A 20,206-nucleotide genomic window follows, 5' to 3' on the forward strand; every position below is an offset into this window, starting at 1 on the left:
ATCAATTATTCAATAACCCAAAACAATAAACCCATGAGAAAAAAGTCTACAACCTCCCGGTTGGTATGGCTGTCTGTGTTTGCTGTATTCTTATTTTGTTTTCAAGTGCAAATAAGAACTCACGCAGGGACAACGATCTTCAATTCAACATCAGAAATTGATCATGCCAACTCCAAAACCGATCTTCCTGCTTCTATCAGTGGGACGGTAGTCGATCAAAATAATGTTCCTATTCCCGGTGCTACAGTAATTGTGGTAGGAACAAGCATCGGAACTGTTACTGATATTGATGGTAAATTTAGTATTGAAGCCGGTTCCGGACAGGTGCTTAAAATTTCTTTCATTGGCTTCGAGTCCGAGGAAGTAATTATTGCTAATCAAACAGTAATCAATGTCATTTTACAAGAAGATATGGCCTCACTTGAAGAGGTTGTTGTTGTAGGCTACGGTGTGCAGAAAAAATCTGACCTAACCGGGGCTGTGGTAAGAGCTGACATTGAGGCTTTTCAGGAATCTCCAAATGTATCTATTATGCAATCGCTGCAAGGTTCAGTTGCCGGTTTAAATGTGGGACAAGTGAACCAAGCCGGAGGTGAACCTGATATTCAGATTCGTGGACGAACCTCACTTTCAGGTGAACAAAGCCCTTTGATTGTTATAGACGGGGTCATATATAGGGGCAATATCAATGATTTAAATCCGAATGATATCAAATCGATTGATGTACTCAAAGATGCAAGTGCAGCTGCCATCTATGGTTCCCAAGCTTCTAATGGTGTCATTATTCTTACCACTAAGAAAGGGGTGGATTTAGGTAAGCCCACCATTAACTATTCCAATAGCTTTACCTTTCAAAAGCCGATTAAAGAATTTAAAACAGGTACGGCAGCCGATTATTTAAAGAAAACTGAGGAATCTGATTTGTACAATAGCCGTACGGAACCATCAGGATATTTGGAGCCCAACCCTAACTGGGAACCTTCCTCCAATTTTAAAACGAGTGATGAAATATTGGCTTATAATCAAGGTCGATCAGACAATTGGTATGATTTGATGACCAATGACAATCCCTATATTCAAAATCATAACTTGTCCTTGGCAAATGCTACCGAAAGATCCAATTATTACATATCACTGGGTCATACAGATCAAAAAGGTCATATGGTGAACGAAGGTTACAATAGGATCAATGCAAGGGTTAACTTGGAAACCAATGTAACTGACTGGCTAACCTTTGGGCTACAATCCGCCTTTACCAGGAGCAATTATTTGGGGCCTACACCAAGCTTAGGGAACAGGTATCTATCTCCCTTTGCGACGGTAAGGGATGAAAATGGAGAGTACATTCAAATTACCGGGGGAAACACCATAAATCCTATGGTGCAATTGGAAGCAGATCTTGTAGATAAAAGGCTTAATTTCTTTGGAAACTTTTATGCTCAGATTGACTTTCCCTTTTTGGAAGGCCTAAGTTATAAGGTTAATTATCTCAACAATTTTACAACCAATCAAGATTACTACTTTAGAGAATATGCAAGTAATTTTCAAGGTGGAGGTCAAAAGATGTATCAATTGAATTACAATTGGTCTAGTGACCATATTCTAACGTATAATAAAACCTTTAAGGATGTTCACAATGTATTTTTAACCTTGCTTTACGGCTCTGAAAGCCGTGAATCTGAATACACCCAAGCCAGCTCATTTATCTATGCCAATACAGCCCTAGGGTACAATAGCCTCCAATCAGGAAGTGCAGACCAACAGCGAACCAGTTCAGGGGCCTGGAATGAGTCCAGCCTTTATCAAATGGCAAGATTATTTTATGGATATGATCACAGGTATTTGTTTACAGGGACCATTAGGAGGGATGGCTTTTCCGGCTTTGGAGCTACCAATAAATTTGGCATTTTCCCCTCCCTATCTTTAGCTTGGGCTGCCAGTGAAGAAAGATTTATTGCAGACAATACAGATTGGCTAAACAATCTTAAGCTAAGAATTTCCTATGGTTCTAATGGTAACAGAACGGTAGGTAGGTACCAAACATTAGCCACAGTGGCAGGTGGGTTTAATTATATAACCGCAGATGGAACTCCACTTTATACCCAAGCAATAAATAAATTGGCTAGCCCTAACCTTAAATGGGAAACCACTACGGGGATTAACCTAGGGGTTGATTTTGCAATTCTTGGAAATAGGATCAGTGGATCTATCGATTATTACAACAACGAGACCACCGACTTATTGTACCAAGTAGACATTCCGGGAATCAGTAGATTTGAAACTTTTCCGGATAACCTTGGCCGAATTCATAATCAAGGACTGGATATAGCCATTACCACTGCCTATATTAGGAAAAATGATTTGACCTGGGAAAGTACTTTTATGTTTTCAAGAAATAGGAACGAACTTAGAGAATTGTTAGGTTTTGATCTTGATGGAGATGGGGTAGAGGATGATTTGGTTTCCGAAGGTTTGTTTATCGGGTATCCCTTGGATGCTATTTTCGATTATTCCATCAATGGTTTATGGCAAATTAATGATGAAATTCCAGTCTATTCGGACTTGGGGGCCTACAAAGTAGTGGACATCAATGGAGATGGAGAGATTGATCCGGCAGATCGTAGCATCATTGGCTATGAAGAGCCTTCTTACCGTTTTAGTATCAACAATACCCTAACTTATAAAAATTGGACCTTTAGATTGTTTATTAATTCTATTCAAGGTGGCAATTCAAGGTATTTAGGGATGGACAATATCAATAGTTGGCAAATCATTAACCAAGAAAATCACTTTAATAATGATTTTCCATTGGGCTTGGATTATTGGACACCGGAGAATACCGATGCAATTTATGAACGCCCAAATATTAATATTTCCAGTGGAATAGCAGGCACAAGGTATATTCCAAGGAGTTTTGTTAGACTTCAGGATGTTTCCTTAGCTTATAATTTCCCAAGGGAATTGTTGACCAAGTTAAAAATTCAAAACCTTAAGGTATTTGTGAGTGGCAAAAACTTGTACACTCTTACCAAATGGCCCGGATGGGATCCTGAAACCGGCCAAAATATTAACCGTACCGGAAGACCTGTACTCAAGGGATACTCTGTCGGATTAAATCTTGGTTTTTAATGATTTTTTGGCCGTTAAACTATAAATACATGAAAACGATAAAAAATAAATTCCTGATATTAATCGCATGCTTTCTTATTCTCGGCTGTAATGAGGATAGTTTTTTGGAAGAGATTCCTAAGGATTTTCTTTCTCCTGAAATTGCTTATGTGACTGTCAATGATTTTGATGCTGCTGTGTTAAACCTATACGCTCAGGTAAGAAACGAATTTTATACAAGCGATAACCAAAACAGTTTTCCGGCCATTTCATGGGATGGAACGGACATGGTTTATGCGCACAAGAATTTTGGAACGAGACCTGATTGGGGAGGTTCATTGCTTTTACCTACCAATACAAGTCTTGTTTATGAAGCCATGTGGAGACCTGCCTATCGCATCATCTATGATGTCAATGTGATCATAGGTAGATCTGAAGGCCCACAAAGTCAATTGACAGCTGAACAAAATAAACGTGTGCAGGCTGAAGCCGCTTTTTTTAGAGGCTTTATGTACAAGATGTTAGCCAACCTTTATGGAGATGTCCCCATAGTGTTGGAAGAAGTAACTTCCCCTAGGAGAGATTTTGTTCGCTCCAGCAGAGAAGAAGTATACCAGCAAAGTGCAGCTGATTTATTGTTGGCGGCCCAGGAACTGCCTGATGTGGACGATGTAGACAATTCCAGAATCAATAAACTGGCAGCTTACCATTTATTATCTGAGGTTTATATTTCTTTAGGTAAATGGCAGGAGGCGGTAAACGCGGCTTCCCAGGTTATTGATCATCCTCAGACTGCATTAATGACCGAAAGGTTTGGCTCAATGGTGGACCATCCTACATTTGGAGGTGATGTATATTGGGACTTATTCAGACAAGGAAACCAAAACAGAATGTCCGGAAATACGGAGGCCATATGGGTATTGCAGTACGAATTTAATGTTCCCGGGGGGAATGATGGTTTTCAATTGGAAAGGACTGTAATTCCAAGGCTTTGGCAAGCAAAAATTGCCAATAATGATGGGTCAGTTCACCCATTGATCCCTTATCCAAATACCAATTACTACGGCAGAGGATCAGGATTTATGAGCCCTACTCGGTATTTGTATGACAATATTTGGAGGAAAAGTGGTTATGAACAAGACATGAGGAATTCTGAGTACAATATCGTAAGGGATTTTATAGTCAATAACCCAAGTTCGGATCACAACGGGAAATGGGTTTTCAAAGACAATGTACCCATTGCCTTAAGTTCAGTAAATGATACAACTCGGAATTTCTTTCCTGTATTTGCAAAAGCTTCCGTCGTCGGCCAACACCCAACGGAATTGTACCATAATGATCAGACTGTTCCAGGCTCACTTACCAATTCAGCCCAGCGAACATTTAGAGATAGATACGCTATACGCTTGGCAGAAACTTATTTATTAAGGGCAGAAGCTTACCTCGGAATGGGGGATAAGGAAAATGCTGCTGCAGATGTAAATACGGTAAGGAATAGGGCTCAGGCCCCGGTCATCAACTCGGCAGATTTAGACATTGATTATTTATTGGATGAGCGCTTGCGTGAATTGCATTATGAATCCTTTCGTTTGTTAACCCTTACTAGATTAGGGAAATTGGTGGAATGGACCAAAGCCAAGAATCCATGGGTCGGAGAACTGTATCAAGCTCACAACAATTTATGGCCTATACCTTTCAACGAAATTGAAAAGAATATTGAAGCAGATTTAGGGCAAAATCCCGGCTATTGATCAAATTTATCGAGATTGAAATAGCAGTATTCATTAATAAGCCGGTATTATTCTCGAATCAAGGAATAATACCGGCTATACCATTTGCAGTCATACAACTAAAGTTGGATTATGTAATAGAATTTTCCGAGCTTTCTCAGAGAATTTAGTAACAGCAAGAAATTCAAACTGATTGGAGAGTCTAGTTTAGGTAGTCGATGGTGAACCTGCCTACCCAATAGTAAGGTTGATAACAGTAGTTAAGGGCTGATTTTGAATTGCAATAAAATGCTGATGTTGTAACATATAATTAGATAAAAATGGAAGTGAAAGTGTCCAAAAGAAGATCCTTTTTAGGAAAGTTTAGTTTCTTTTTAATTTCATTTTTTGTGGGGAGGGTGAAACCCTTGTTGGCCATGAAAAATCTCTTTGGCTTGCCTAAGAACACCGGAAAGTTGTATTTCCCGAATGGCTTTAAAGTAACCGAAGTATCTACAACTGAGGCAGTCGTATGGACCAGGCTTAGTCATAGTAAAAAGCCTAAACCGATTATTCATAAAAAGGCCAAAACAAAGCCTAAAGCCAACAATTATTACCCGGTAGATTTTGATGAAAATCAGCCGGTGAAAAATATGGATGGTGCCATTGTTGGGGCTAAAGGAAAAGTTAGAATTAAATACAAGGCAAAGGGGAAAACTGTAGAAACAGATTGGTATAAAACTGAATCGATCAATGATTTTACTGCCCAAATACCTTTGACAAATCTAAAATCAGGTGAACATTATTCTTTTGAATTGGAGGCCATGCCAGCGGATGGACAGGTTCATTCATCTGTGTCAGGTAGTTTTAATACTGCTTCTGACCTAATGGAGATTAAGTCGGTAAACTTAACTACTTCCACCTGCCAATACTTCTGGAATTATGATGATGCCAAGCGGGGTTTCAAAACTTATGATGCAATGGCAAAATTAAAGCCCGATTTTTTCGTACATACAGGAGATTATGTGTATTATGACAGGATTGGGCCATTGGCCACAGATATAGAAAAGGCCAGACACAAGTGGCATGCTATGGATGGTTGGGCTTCTATTAAGGAATTCTATCAACAAGTGCCAATTTATATGCTTAAGGATGATCATGATTTGCTTAAGGATGATGTATATCCGGATTCCAGTCCCTTGGGTGAGTTAACTTTGGAAAATGGCTTAAAGATTTGGCGAGAAAATGTTCCCTTAAAAGACAAACCTTACAGGACTTTTAGATGGGGAAAAGATTTACAGATTTGGCTTGTGGAGGGGAGGGAATACCGAAGTCCTAAAGACATATCCGCAGGCCAGCCCAGAACGATTTGGGGTGAAGAGCAAAAGAATTGGTTCATAGAAACCTTTGAAAAATCAGATGCCACTTTTAAAATCTTGTTTTCTCCCACCCCCGTAGTTGGTCCGGATAGAGAGAAAAAACGAGACAACCATGCCAATCAATTGTTTGAAAAAGAAGGAAATTGGATAAGAGGATTTTTGTCCGATAAAAAGGGGGTTTTTGTAGTCAATGGAGACAGGCATTGGCAGTATTATTCTATAGATGAAGCAACAGGTTTGAGAGAGTTTGGTGCAGGTCCCGTATCAGATTCCCAATCCGGAGGCTGGTCTCAAGATGATAAACGACCAGAACATCAATTTTTGAGGGTAAAGGGCGGGTTTTTGGGAATAAAAGTATTCCGAAATGGCTCTGTTCCCAAAATTGACTTCAGGCATTATGATGTAGAAGGAAGAATAGTGAATAAAGTAGAATTTGATAGTTGATGTTTTGATTTAAGAAATAACGTCATCCTCTTTTAGAAAAGGAGATGAGTATAGAAATTTCAAAAATATTAGACAAAGTATGAAATTAAAAAAAGATTTATCCAATAAATATCGGAAAAAAAATCAACCACGAATAACTATCCATTGTATTTTGATGGGGTTGTTGTTTAGCATGACTTTCCAGGTCAGTGCTCAAAATTTTGGTGAACAAGGTCACCCAATGAACAAGAGCACAGATAGCCGGGAGATTTTGAAATACTGGGGCACAACACCTGATGGTGAAATAAACCTTTACGAATCGGCATATAAAATTCTATCAGCCGATAAAAATGCATCCTATGCTGATTTAATAAAAAATTCTTCATTTAAAGACCTGCTTATTCAGCAAAACCGCGGAATTCTTGCCGGCCCCATGCTTGGACAAATTAAATCCAATGGTGCTTCAGTCTGGCTAAGGACTTTAGAACCTGCAAAAGTAGAAGTGTGGATTGAGAAAACTGGAGAAGGGAAAATCTATGGACCAGTATTTACTGATGGAAAAACCGAGTTATCAGCAGTTGTAAAAATTGATGATTTAAAACCTTCTACAAGCTATCCTTATAAGATCATTGTAAACGGTATAACCCTTTCGCCAAACGTTGAACAAATCATCAAAACCTTGCCAGAAGACAACCAATATGAAGAGGTGAAAATTGCTTTTGGTTCCTGCCCGCACCGTTGGGGCTTAGGAAACCATACTTTGCTGGAGCAAATTCAAAAGAGAGGAAATCAAGCGATGCTGTTTTTAGGAGATATAGCTGTTCAGGATAGAAATGATCATTTGGGCATGCATAGAGCTGATTATTTATTAAGAGATTTTTTACCAGCCTGGCAAGGCTTTGCTGCACAAACTCCTGTTTATGCTTCTTGGGATGATCATGACTATTTTGATAATGACAAAGCCGGGATACCTGAAGGATACTCAGAAAAGGGTCGTAATGGTGTTAGAGAAGTATTCAAGCATTCATGGGTCAATCATTCCTACGGGGATGAAGCCAATCAGGAGGGGATTTTTACAAGAGATAGAATAGGCCCCTTTGACATCATCATGACGGACAATCGATTTTTTAGAACCGGGAAAAAAGGTTCATTTTTAGGCCCTCAACAGATGAATTGGTTAAAAGAACAATTATTGGATTGTGAAGGACCATTTATTGTCCTGTCCTGTGGATCCATGTGGAGTGATTATGTATCCAATGGTAAAGATTCATGGGGAGTAAATGACCCCGAAGGAAGGGAAGAGTTGTTTAGTTTTATCGAAGAAAATAATATCAGTGGTGTCTTGCTTATTTCGGGAGACAGACACGGGGCCAGAGGATTTACCATACCAAGGAAATCTAATTTTGGATTTTATGAGTTTGAAGCTGCTAGTTTGGGTGCAAGGGTAGGGCCTCCCGCCAATGACCCTTCCTGGGACACCCAATTGTATGGCATCGACGGGGAATTTGCTTTTGGAGAATTTACTTACCTCCCTTCTAAAAAGGACCCGGCTGTAGTTTTCCGGCTTGTAAGTGAAGATGGACATTCTATTTTCGAGAAAAAAATTAGAAAAAGTGAATTAACACCATGAGTAAGCCTAAGAGGTATAAGTGATCATGCGATTTAAATAATAATTCCGGATAGGTTTTCTTTTAATACCTTTAATAATTTGGCTTAGATTACTAAAAACTAATAATAAGTATTTAATTGAGGATACTTTTCTACTCGATTAAAAACTGAATCTCTATTTATCAATTTTTCTAACCATTTGTATTCTTTGAGAAATAAGAATTATGGTTATTTTTATATATTGTGATGCTAAAATATTAGGGTGGCCAACTAAGTTTTGGATTCTAAAGCTGAATGTTACATTTAGGCTTCTGGTATTATCCATTTTAGAAAATGCCCATTATTTAATAGTACCACCCTAAGAATTATTACAATAACCCAAATTATAACCCCATGAAAAAAAAGTTTACTAACTATCAGCTGGTTTGGCTGTTGGTGTTTTCTGTTTTGGCACTATGCAATAATAGGCAAGCAAGTGCTTATACAGGTAAATCAACTGCCATCCAACCTTCAGAATTGGAAACAATTAATTCCAATAATGCACTACCGATTCCACTTATTGGAACGGTCGTAGATCAAAATAATTCTCCTATCCCTGGTGCTACAGTTATAGTTGTAGGAACTACTAGGGGAACGGTTACCGACATAGATGGGAAATTCAATATTGATGCTACCGTAGGACAAGTCATTAGGGTTTCATTTATTGGCTTTCAGTCGGCTGAAGTAACTGTCGGCAATCAAACCACTATCAATATTTCTCTGCAGGAAGATACCTCGGCTTTAGAAGAGGTTGTTGTTGTGGGTTATGGTACCCAGCGTAAAAGTGACCTGACAGGAGCCATCTCTTCTGTTACTAGTGAAGATCTAAAAGAAACTCCCGCCGGCAATTTTTTGGAACAATCCCAAGGCAGGTTAGCCGGTGTTGATATTGTTAGGGCAAATGGCTCTCCAGGATCACCTGTTCAAATTAGAATTCGAGGCAATCGATCCATTAATGCAAGTAATGAACCGCTCTATGTAATTGATGGCATTCCTACCAATGCAAATATCAATGATTTTAACCCCAATGATATTGAATCAATGGAGGTTTTAAAGGATGCAAGTTCTGTAGCTATCTATGGTTCCAGAGGGGCCAATGGCGTGGTTTTGATTACGACCAAAAGAGGAAAAACAGGGAAGGCAGTTATTAGCTACGATGGCTATTATGGGGTAAAACAACCCATAGAAAACCTCAATCTTATGGATGGGAATGCATTTGCGGCCTATTCCAGAATTGCCAGAGGGCATGATGGAGATGATTCATCATTCGACAGTAATTTTCTTGCACCTCTAGAAATAGAAAACCTACAAGCGGGTAGATTTACAAATTGGTTGGATTTAGCCATACAGACGGGCAGTCAACAAGACCACCAAGTCTCCGTTAGTGGTGGAACCGATAAAGTAAATTATTATGTATCGGGTTCTTTTTTCAAAGAAGACGGTTATATACCGGGTACTGATTTCGAAAGAACAGCAATACGAGTTAACCTTGAGTCTAAATTAACGGATAAGCTTAAAATGGGGCTTAGTGCTACGGTTAGCTTAAGTGAAAGAAATCAAATGTCTAGCGCTCCCTTTTCAAATTCTTTGGGATATTCCCCCTTAGTAGGTCCTTATGATGAAGAGGGAAATTTCTTGGCTTTCCCAAACCCTAGGGAAGGACTATTGTCCAACCCTTTGTTAAATTATCAACCTTACCAATATGTAGATGAAACAAGAGGACATAGAATCTTTGCCAATTTATATGCTGAATACCAATTCAATGACAATTTAAAACTTAGAGTGAATTATGGGCCTGATTTCAATTTATCCAGAAGAGGAACTTATGGTGGAATGTTGGATGGAAACATAAACCAAGGGTCTATAAACAACCAAATGGATTTTGCTTATACTCAGGAAAACATTCTTTCCTATGACAAAAGTTTTGGAAATCATGACCTTAATTTGGTTGGCTTATTTTCAGTACAGTCAAGTCGATTTGAAACTTCCTCACTCTCAGGACAAGACATTCCTATTGAGAAATCCTTGTTTTATGACTTGGGAAGTTCTTCTACAATCACTGGAATTGGTAGCTCTCTAGGTGAATGGGGACTTACCTCCTATATGGGAAGGGCTAATTACCGCTTTGATGACAAATTTCTGTTTACCCTTACAGGTAGAGCTGATGGATCTTCAAGGTTAGCAGAAGGCAATAAGTGGGCCTTTTTCCCCGCATTTTCTGCAGGTTATATTTTATCTGAAGAAGAATTAATGCAGGGGTCTAAAATTTCCTTTTTAAAGGTTAGAGGTGGATATGGTGAAGTGGGCAATACTGCCATTTCTGCTTATCAGACCCTCGGTGGACTGGAAAGAACCACCTATGTTTTTGGGTCTACTGCTGCTTTTGGATATGCCAATAACTTAATCCCAAATCCAGATTTGAAATGGGAGATTTCAAAAACCATGAATTTAGGTCTTGATTATGGTTTGTTTGAGGACCGAATTAACGGTAGTCTGGAGTATTATATTACCAATACCAGCAATCTATTATTGAACAGGTTATTACCAATTACCTCTGGGTACAATTCCGTTCTGCAAAATATAGGAAGTACTAGAAATTCCGGTTGGGAGCTGTCTGTTAATGCCAACATTATCAACCGACCTGCGGGCTTAAAATGGGATGTTAACATGAATGTTTTTTCCAATAAAGAGCAAATTACAGAGCTGTTTGATGGAGAGAGTGATGATGTAGGAAACAACTGGTTTATAGGTGAGCCTATCAATGTGTTTTACGATTTTGAGCAAGGGGCAATCTGGCAATTAGATGAGGCAGATTTAGCTGCGGATTATGGTCAACAACCAGGTGATATCCGAATCAATGATGTGAATGGAAGAGGTGAAGACGGTGAATTAAATAAGCAACCCGATGGGAATATTAATTCGGATGACAGAAAGGTTTTGGGCTCTACAGTACCTAGCTGGTCAGGTGGATTAACCAATAGAGTTAGCTATAAGGGCTTCGATTTATCAGTGCTCGTGCATGCCAGAATGGGTCAAATGCTGAATAGCGGCTATCATAATTTGGGAGGAAACAATTGGCAAGGCAGGTACAATGCCATTACAATGGATTACTGGACAGCTGATAATCCTACAAATGCGATTCCTAGACCAAATGCCGGTGAGGCTCCATTGTATGCCTCTGCTGTTAGGTATTTTGATGGTTCTTATATTAAAATAAGAAACATTGCCTTGGGATATAATATAAATGCAGAACTGATTCAGAAGTTAGGTTTAACATCTGCCAGAATTTACACTACGGTCAATAACGCTTTTATCTTCTCTCCTTATTCTACGGTGGATCCGGAAACATCAAATGGCAATGTAGGAGGTGGAAGTCCCCTTACTACAGCCTCTTATATTTTTGGAATTAATTTGAAATTTTAACCTGTCGATAACATGAAATTCTATAATATAATTATTTGTTTCGTTCTGGGCCTTTTATTAAATGGATGTAGCGAAATATTAACAGAAGATCCAGTGAGTTTGGCAACATCTGATGGCTATTATGTGACAGAAAGAGGAATTGAGGATGGCCTCAAAGCGTCTTATACAACGCTTAGAAGCTTTTACGGTCAGCAAAATGGTTTTTTCCTTACTGTAACAGGTACAGATATCTTCACCAATGGTTTTGGAGGGATTGCCAATAACCCTGATATCAACAATTATTCTTCTAACTTTCTAGGAACCAATTCTACGGTAACCAACATATGGAATTCCTTGTATGTAGGGGTAAACCAATGCAATACTGTGGTTAGTAAAATTCCTGAGGTCATTGGTATTTCAGATACACGTAGAAAAGAAGTTGAGGCAGAGGCGAGGTTCCTTCGTGCCCTCTATTATTTTCATTTGGTTCAGCAGTGGGGAGATGTTCACTTTTCACTTGAAGAAACCAAAGGAGTAGAGACAGAAGCAAACAAAACCCCTGCCACTACTATTTATAACAGTGGGATTCTTCCTGATTTGGAATTTGCGGTTGCCAATTTGCCTTTAAGCGCTGCTGATCCTGGACGAGCCTTCAAAGGGGCTGCAGAAGCCATTTTAGCCAGAGTCCAATTGACATTGGGTAATTGGGAAGATGCAGAAGAACTTGCCTCTAATGTGATCAATAATTATGATTTTGAGCTGATTACTCCTTATGCCGACCTTTGGGATATCAACAATGACACCAATAAGGAATTTATTTGGACAGTGCAATTTACCGATGATCCGTTATTGAATGGACCGGGTAATTCCGGACACTTGTATTTTATATTTGACTATACTTTCAACCCTGCTATGGTTAGGGATACGGAGAATGGTAGGCCTTTTCAGCGTTTTCTACCAACCAATTATTTATTTAGCTTATATGATAGGGAAGTTGATGCACGTTGGAATGGTTCTTTTAAAACCGTTTGGTATGCAAACATCCCTGGTGAAATTAATGGACACCAGGTAATTCCCGGAGATACTGCCATACATATTGTAATGGAACCTGTAGCCGATGAAGTGAAACAAGCTGCTCCTTATTGGATCATCGATTACAAAGGGAATTGGATAGGTGATGTTAATGCTTATCAGGAAATTGGTACCAATCAGCGTAGAAATTATCCTTCATTGTTGAAATTTCTGGACCCTTTACGTCCCAGTACAAATGAAACAGCAGGGAGACGGGATTTCCCTGTAGTGAGACTGGCAGAAATGTACTTGATAGCTAGTGAAGCTGCCTGGCGTCAAGGAGATGCCAATGCGGCCGCTGATTATATGAACGTATTGAGGTCACGTGCTGCAATTCCTGGAAAGGAGGCGCAAATGCAAGTGAATGCGGCAGATATTGACCTGGATTTTATTTTGGAAGAAAGGGCCAGGGAGTTGGTAGGGGAGAAGCATCGCTGGTACGACCTTAAAAGGACCGGTACTTTACTTGAGAGAGTTAGGCAATATAATCTTGATGCAAGTCCTAACATTAAGGAAATGCATCTGGTGAGACCCATACCACAGACCCAGATAGATAGAGCAAGTAATCCTGCGGAGTTTAAGCAAAATCCTGGTTACTAAATAACAATTATTTAAATAGCCTTCCGATTTACTTGGGAGGCTATTTTCCTTTTTTAGAAATTAACCCGTATTATGCATAACGATTTCAGAACCTTTCAAATAAAGTGTTTGAATTACTTGATATATAGGCCTATACCATAATCCATGTTAAACCAAGTTCCAATACCAGAATAATAAAAAAACCAAGATGAACTTTAATAACAGAAGAGATTTTTTTAAAAAGATTTTCACTGGACTTCTAACGTTTACAGTAGCACCCAAGATTGCCTCAAAAGCCAATTCTTTTACCATCAAGATGGATACTGAAGGGCCCTTTTTTACCAATGGATTTAAAATAGCAGAGGTAGATACCAAGACATCGATGCTTTGGACAAGGCTTTGTGCTCAGGCCGAACCAAACCCTGTTAGACATGAACGAATAGAAAAGGTGTTCAGACATCCAATTGATTTTGATGAAAATCAGGAGGTAAGTAAAATGGATGGGGCTGTAGCTGGAACAGAGGGTTTGGTAAGGGCTATAGTGAAAGATAAACAAGGGCGTGTTGTTTTTACTTCTAACTGGAAAAAGGCAAGCGCTGAGAATGACTTTACAGCCCAAATTCCAGTGAAGGGACTTAAGCCGGGACATGCTTATCAAATTGAATTGGAAGCAAAAAGTACAGCATCCAGAAAAGTGAATTATGAAAGTGGGGCTTTTTCAACCGCACCAGGGAAGAATGACAAAGTTCCTGTTCTTTTAACTACTTCCACTTGTCAGTATTTCTGGAGTTTTGATGACAAGAAAAGAGGTTTTCATACCTATGACAGCATGACTAAACTCAATCCCGACTTTTTTGTACATACAGGTGATTACATCTATTATGACAAACCAGGCCCATTGGCTAAAAATATTGAAAAAGCACGTCACAAATGGCACGCAATGAATGGCTGGCCTTCCTTGAGAGATTTTTTCAAGAAAGTCCCTATTTATATGATCAAGGATGACCATGATGTTTTAAAAGACGATGCTTATCTTGGCAAAGGACCTTATGGAGATTTAACCTTTCAAGATGGCGTTAAGCTTTGGTATGAAAATGTACCAATAGATGACAAACCTTATCGTACAGTTCGCTGGGGCAAAGACCTACAATTCTGGATGGTGGAAGGCAGAGAGTACAGGTCGGCCAATGACATGGAAGATGGTGTTGAAAAGAGTATTTGGGGTAAGGAGCAAATAGATTGGTTTACCAAATCTGTAGCTGAATCAGATGCTACTTTCAAACTTCTTTTTACGGCTACTCCCATAGTTGGTCCGGATAGAGAGAAAAAGAAAGACAATCATTCCAATAGTAACTTTAGCCATGAAGGAGAATGGTTAAGGCGCTACCTTTCCAGCCAGAAAAACATGTTTGTAGTAAATGGAGACAGGCACTGGCAATACGTTTCCAAAGATGCTGAAACGGGACTGATGGAATTTGGATCAGGCCCGGTGAGTGATTATCATGTGCAGGGTTGGGATAAAGGTGACGTTCGGCCAGAGCATCAATACCTTAATTTGATAGGAGGCTTTCTGTCTATTCATGTAGACAGGAAATCAGGTAAGCCAAAAATCAGTTTCAAACATAGAGATGTTTTTGGAAAGGAAATGCATGAGGAATCCTTTATTGGATAATTTTTTTAATTTTAACGCTATCATTTAAGTCAATTAAAATTCCATTTGAAGAAAAGAGTGAGGAAAAAATCTCAACATAATGAAACGGATTTAGTCTTGCTTTTAAAACAAGGTGACAAATTTGCATTTGAGGAGTTGTACCATCGGTACATAGACAGAATGTTGGGTTTTGCCTCTTCCTTTCTATTAAATGCAGAAGAGGCAGAAGAGGTTGTACAAATAGTTTTTATAGGTGTTTGGGACAATAGAAAATCTTTTGACCCTGAAAAGTCTTTCTCAGCATATCTTTATAGGTCCATCAAAAATAGAATACTTAATCGGATAAGAGATCAAAAAAAAATGTGTGATCTTTCTAATATTTCGGATGAAAAATCTTTTGATGGGTTGGACATTGAAAGAGAAATTTGCCTGAAGGAAACAACACGTGAAGCGCTTGAAGTTGTTAGTAAAATGCCTAAAATTCGACAAAGAGTTTTTATTTTAAGTAAAATCGATGGCTTGTCTAATAAGGAAATCGCAGAAAAATTATCAATTTCTACCCGTACTGTTGAGCACCATATTTATAAGGCAAAAAAGTCTTTTAAGGTGAATAATTTTGATAACATAGTTTTATTTCTGCTTTTTATGAATGAAATTTTGTATTGCTGATAACAGAACATTAAGATTTAATTTTTTCATAAAGTTTTTTTAACATTTTTTAATTGAAAAGCACGTGATTTCTACTTTGCCAGTGTATTATAAAAAAAGGCAAAGAAATTGGACAAAGAAAAATTAAGACGTTACCTAAATGGTTTATCTCCTAAAAAGGAAGAAATAGAGGTAGGTAAATGGCTTGAGAATAATAATTCTGAAAAGGAAATCAATAAGATATTTGAGGCATCTTGGGAAGAATCTGCACATACCATCTATTCTGATAATAAGAAAAATGACCTCTGGAGTAAAATAGAACAGAAGACAGGTAATAAATCTGAAATTACAATTGACCGGAATAGGTATCCACTATTAAAATCTGCAGCAGTATGGTTGATATTGGCAGGTTTTCTATTTTTATCTGCAAAAGTAATTTTGGAAAATAGCTCCAAAACTCAGGAGGAAGTTGTTCTAACAGAATGGATCGAGAAATCTGTTCCTTCAGGTGAGAAGTTATATCTCATCCTTCCTGATGAAAGCAAAGTGTTAGTAAACAGTAATTCCAATATCAAATTTCCTTCTACATTCAATAAGCAATTCAGAGAGGTCTATTTGGAAGGAGAGGCATTTTTCGAAGTGCACCAGGATTTGGAAAGACCTTTTATAGTTTTTGCAGGAGAATTAACTACGGAGGTATTGGGTACAAGCTTTAATGTCAGCAACAGGCCAACAGGTACTAAAGTAGCTTTAATTGAAGGTAAGGTCAAGGTGAAAAATGCCACTAATGAGGCCTTCTTATTGCCGGGAGAAATGGTTGAACATGGGATAAATAATTCCGAGAAATTGACAGTAAAACCCTTTAAATATGCCAATGAAATTGCATGGAAAGACGGGCAAATAAAGTTTCAAAAGAAAAAGCTTAAAGCCGTTCTTCAGCAACTAGAGGATTGGTATGGGGTGAAATTTGATACAGATAAAAATATCAACATAGACAGGACTGTTTCGGGTACCTTTCAAAATGATAACCTTGATAATTTGCTTTCCGGTTTGGGCTTTACATTGAACTTCAATCACAAAATTGAGAATAAAAATGTCAAACTTAATTCAAATTAGCCTATGAGATAAATAATTACAGGATAAACCCTCCATCGCCAAATGTCCGGGTTTACCCTGTCCGTTCTTATAAAATTTCATCCTATAAAAACATACTAAAATATGAAAACAAAAATACTTCACCTAATTAAAATGGTATCACGTCATATCTTATATGGTTTGCTGTTGCAGGTGATCTTCCTAAGTACCTTACTTGCGAATGACACAAATGCGCAAATCAAGCCAATAGATGAAACTTATCTACAGGTCAATCAGGCTGAATGGCATATTAGAAATATTATTGATCTCGTTGAAAAGCAAACTGAATACAGGTTGGTTTTTGCAGATGATCAGTTTAAGGGTAATAACAAACTTGTATTGGAACCGGGTCGAAAATCTGTCTATGAAATTCTATATGAAATTTCAGCAAATACAGCACTTAAGTTTAAACAGGTAAACAATACCATTTATGTGGGTAGACTGCCCGAAACCGAAGATTCATCTGAAGAAGAATTGATCACTCCTATTAAGGGAGTAGTTAAGGATGTAAATGGAGCTCCTATACCAGGAGCAACAATAGTTGTAGAAGGTACCACTATTGGTACGGTGTCTGATCTTGATGGTAATTTTAGTATTGAAGTCCCTGAAGGGGAAGCACTTGTGATCACTTTTATTGGCTACGAGTCCCAGCGAATTGTACCTGGTACTCAGACTCAACTCTCCATCGTATTAAAAGAGGATCAGACATCGCTTGATGAAGTAGTAGTCGTAGGTTATGGTGTTCAGGAGAAATTATCTGTAACCAACTCACTGGCGCAAGTAGATGGAGAAAGGCTTGAAAGGAGACCTGTAGCAGATTTTCAACAATCACTTCAAGGACTGGCTCCTGGAGTCACAGTTGTAGATCAGGGTGGCAGACCGGGCAACAGTAATATTAATATTCGAATTCGAGGAATCACCACGCTTGGGAACAACAATCCTTTAGTAATAGTGGATGGAATTGAACAAAGAATCAATGACATTAACCCGAATGATATTGCTTCAGTAACAGTGCTTAAAGATGCTTCTTCTGCAGCTATCTATGGATCAAGAGCTGCTAATGGTGTTATTTTGGTAACAACCAAACGTGGTACAGAAGGTAAGATTTCTGTTAGCTATGACGGTTATTTTGCCTTACAGGAGGTAACCAACAGACCTGAGCATATGGACCTGGAAAGCTATTTCCGCTTGGAAAATGATGCCTATGCAAATGCGGGCAGAACTATTCCTTATACTGATGAATATATTGACAATTATGTTGCCAATGCACCAAGTCCTGAATACCCTCTCCCTTTTCCTTACTGGAGAAAAGATGAACTTGGCATGCTTAAGACAGCACCTCAACAAAATCACACCCTCTCAGTAAGTGGAGGAGGTGAAAATTTTACTGGAAGATTTAGTGTTAGACATCAGGAAATTGATGGTGTTGCACCGAATTTCAGCGATAAACTGAATGAGTTTAGGATGAATTTGGACCTTAAAGCATCTGAAAAAATTAAGTTTTCAGGTGATTTAAATTACAGGACTAAAGAATCACTTCAGCCTGCAGGAAGGTCTGTAGCAGGAAATGGTGAGTCACTGGTATTTCAGTACATGCTTCATGCTAGTAAATTTTCATGGCCAAAATATGAGTCAGGTGAATATGGGCTAGGTCCACAAGTGAATAACCCACTTCTATTTGCCGAACTTACAGGAGACAGCAGAACAATAAATGATTACTTGACAGGGAGTGTAAAATTCGACTATGAAATCCTACCTGGGTTAAATTTCTCCACACAGTATGCTATAAGAAATACGCATGTTCAAGTGAAAAATTTTCTGAATCAATATAGAAATGAAGACCCATTAACCGGAAGAGTTGCCCAACGTGCTTTTAACAGTCTAAGGGAATACAGGTCCAATACTCGAGAAGGTACTCTAAATAGCCTTTTGACTTATACTAAAGCTATAAACAAGCATAAATTTACTGGTTTACTGGGCTATTCAACAATAGAACATGAGACAAACTATATTACCGGATATCGACAAGAGTTTTATAACAACGATGTACAATCTTTAAGTCAAGGTTCCAATGAAAACCGCGATGCTACAGGAGTTGATAGTGAGTGGGGGCTTAGATCTTATTTTTCTAGGTTAAATTATAACTTCAATGATCGTTATTTCATTGAAGTGAATGGTCGCTATGACGGATCATCACGATTCAATCAAGATAACAGATATAGTTTTTTCCCTTCTTTTTCTGCAGGTTGGAGATTGTCTGAAGAAACTTTCTGGACTGAATGGAAAGATTTGATAAACGAATTTAAATTAAGAGGTTCGTATGGTGGTACTGGTAACCAGGCAGTAGGGTTATATTCATTCTATGAAACCTTAAGCGCTATCAATTATTCATTCAATGAAGCACCGGTACAAGGATTTACGCAAACCAATCTTGCCAATCAGAATCTAACTTGGGAAACCACCTATCAAACCAATATTGGTTTTGATATGGGTTTAATGGAAGATAGGATTTCTTTGACTTTTGATTATTATGATAAAACCACCGATGGAATTTTACTTCAATTACCAATTCCAGCTTTAATCGGTTTAGGAGCTCCAGTACAGAATGCAGGAGTTGTTAACAATAGAGGGTATGAAATTGGATTAAATTATCGTGGAGGTCAAAAATTAACTTATGACCTGGGACTTAATTTCAGTCAAAACAAAAATGAAGTGATTGATTTAGTGAATTCGGGGCCTTACATATCTGGAGGTACAACCGCACCCCGATTCATTATACAAGAAGGAATGCCTATAAATTCTCACTGGGGTTATATTACAGATGGAGTATTTCAAACACAGGAAGAGGTAGATAATTATCCTACACTTAGACCCAATAGTGCTCCCGGAGATGTTAAGTATGTAGATGTAAATGAAGATGGAATTATCAATGAAAATGACCATCAATACCTGGGCTTATCTTTCCCTAAATTTGATTTTGGTATGAACGGTACTTTTACCTATGGTAATTTTGATTTGTTTTACCAATTTCAAGGAGCTGCAGGACATAAGACCAGACTAGATGGTGCTTTTCAGCAAATTGCTACTTATGAAACTTTTACCCATGCGATTTATACGGATAACTATTGGACACCGGAAAATCCAGATGCAGAGTTTCCAAGACCAATCAAAGGGGATCCTAGGAATTTTCAAACCTCAGATTCGCAGTTGATTGATGCTTCTTACCTAAGATTGAAGAATGTAGTTTTAGGATATACACTGCCTGAATCAATTTTAGAAAAAGTCTCAGTAAACAGTATTCGTGTTTTTCTTGGGGCTACCAATTTGTTGACTTTTTCTGAGTTAAATAGATGGGATTTGGATCCTGAGATACCTTCAGGAAGGGGACAGTATTACCCACAAGTAAGCATGTATTCCCTTGGAGCAAACGTTAGGTTTTAATATTTAATAGCTGA

The 20,206-nt window shown here is 38.3% G+C and carries 10 protein-coding genes; all 10 read left to right on the forward strand.

Annotated features, from left to right (window positions below; all coding sequences use genetic code 11):
- Nucleotides 1–33: 33 nt before the first annotated feature.
- Complete coding sequence (locus tag AC13EX_RS16195; RefSeq protein WP_482893474.1) at nt 34–3,129, forward strand: SusC/RagA family TonB-linked outer membrane protein; 3,096 nt, start codon at nt 34–36, stop codon at nt 3,127–3,129.
- A gap of 29 nt (nt 3,130–3,158) precedes the next feature.
- Nucleotides 3,159–4,859 carry a RagB/SusD family nutrient uptake outer membrane protein gene (locus AC13EX_RS16200; RefSeq protein WP_339711975.1) on the forward strand — a complete coding sequence of 567 codons (1,701 nt, stop codon included), beginning with the start codon at nt 3,159–3,161 and terminating at the stop codon, nt 4,857–4,859.
- Between the two features lie 395 nt (nt 4,860–5,254).
- Nucleotides 5,255–6,640, forward strand: a complete 1,386-nt coding sequence (locus AC13EX_RS16205; RefSeq protein ID WP_482893475.1) for an alkaline phosphatase D family protein — start codon at nt 5,255–5,257, stop codon at nt 6,638–6,640.
- 220 nt (nt 6,641–6,860) lie between these two features.
- Nucleotides 6,861–8,249 (forward strand): alkaline phosphatase D family protein, encoded by a 1,389-nt coding sequence (locus AC13EX_RS16210; protein ID WP_482893476.1) that lies wholly within the window; start codon nt 6,861–6,863, stop codon nt 8,247–8,249.
- Between the two features lie 371 nt (nt 8,250–8,620).
- Nucleotides 8,621–11,689, forward strand: a complete 3,069-nt coding sequence (locus AC13EX_RS16215; protein WP_482893477.1) for a SusC/RagA family TonB-linked outer membrane protein — start codon at nt 8,621–8,623, stop codon at nt 11,687–11,689.
- Between the two features lie 12 nt (nt 11,690–11,701).
- Nucleotides 11,702–13,339: a RagB/SusD family nutrient uptake outer membrane protein gene (locus AC13EX_RS16220; protein ID WP_482893478.1), complete on the forward strand. Its 1,638-nt coding sequence runs from the start codon at nt 11,702–11,704 to the stop codon at nt 13,337–13,339.
- A gap of 187 nt (nt 13,340–13,526) precedes the next feature.
- On the forward strand, nt 13,527–14,990 hold the full coding sequence (locus tag AC13EX_RS16225) for an alkaline phosphatase D family protein (RefSeq protein ID WP_482893479.1): 1,464 nt from the start codon (nt 13,527–13,529) through the stop codon (nt 14,988–14,990).
- Nucleotides 14,991–15,035: 45 nt separating this feature from the next.
- Nucleotides 15,036–15,638: an RNA polymerase sigma factor gene (locus tag AC13EX_RS16230; protein ID WP_048643901.1), complete on the forward strand. Its 603-nt coding sequence runs from the start codon at nt 15,036–15,038 to the stop codon at nt 15,636–15,638.
- 108 nt (nt 15,639–15,746) lie between these two features.
- On the forward strand, nt 15,747–16,733 hold the full coding sequence (locus AC13EX_RS16235; RefSeq protein WP_482893480.1) for a FecR family protein: 987 nt from the start codon (nt 15,747–15,749) through the stop codon (nt 16,731–16,733).
- A 102-nt stretch (nt 16,734–16,835) separates the two neighbouring features.
- The gene (locus tag AC13EX_RS16240; RefSeq protein ID WP_482893481.1) at nt 16,836–20,192 is read left to right on the forward strand and encodes a SusC/RagA family TonB-linked outer membrane protein; all 3,357 of its coding nucleotides are present in this window, start codon (nt 16,836–16,838) and stop codon (nt 20,190–20,192) included.
- Nucleotides 20,193–20,206 lie beyond the last annotated feature (14 nt).

The sequence above is a fragment of the Cyclobacterium sp. L-R genome (assembly GCF_056859355.1).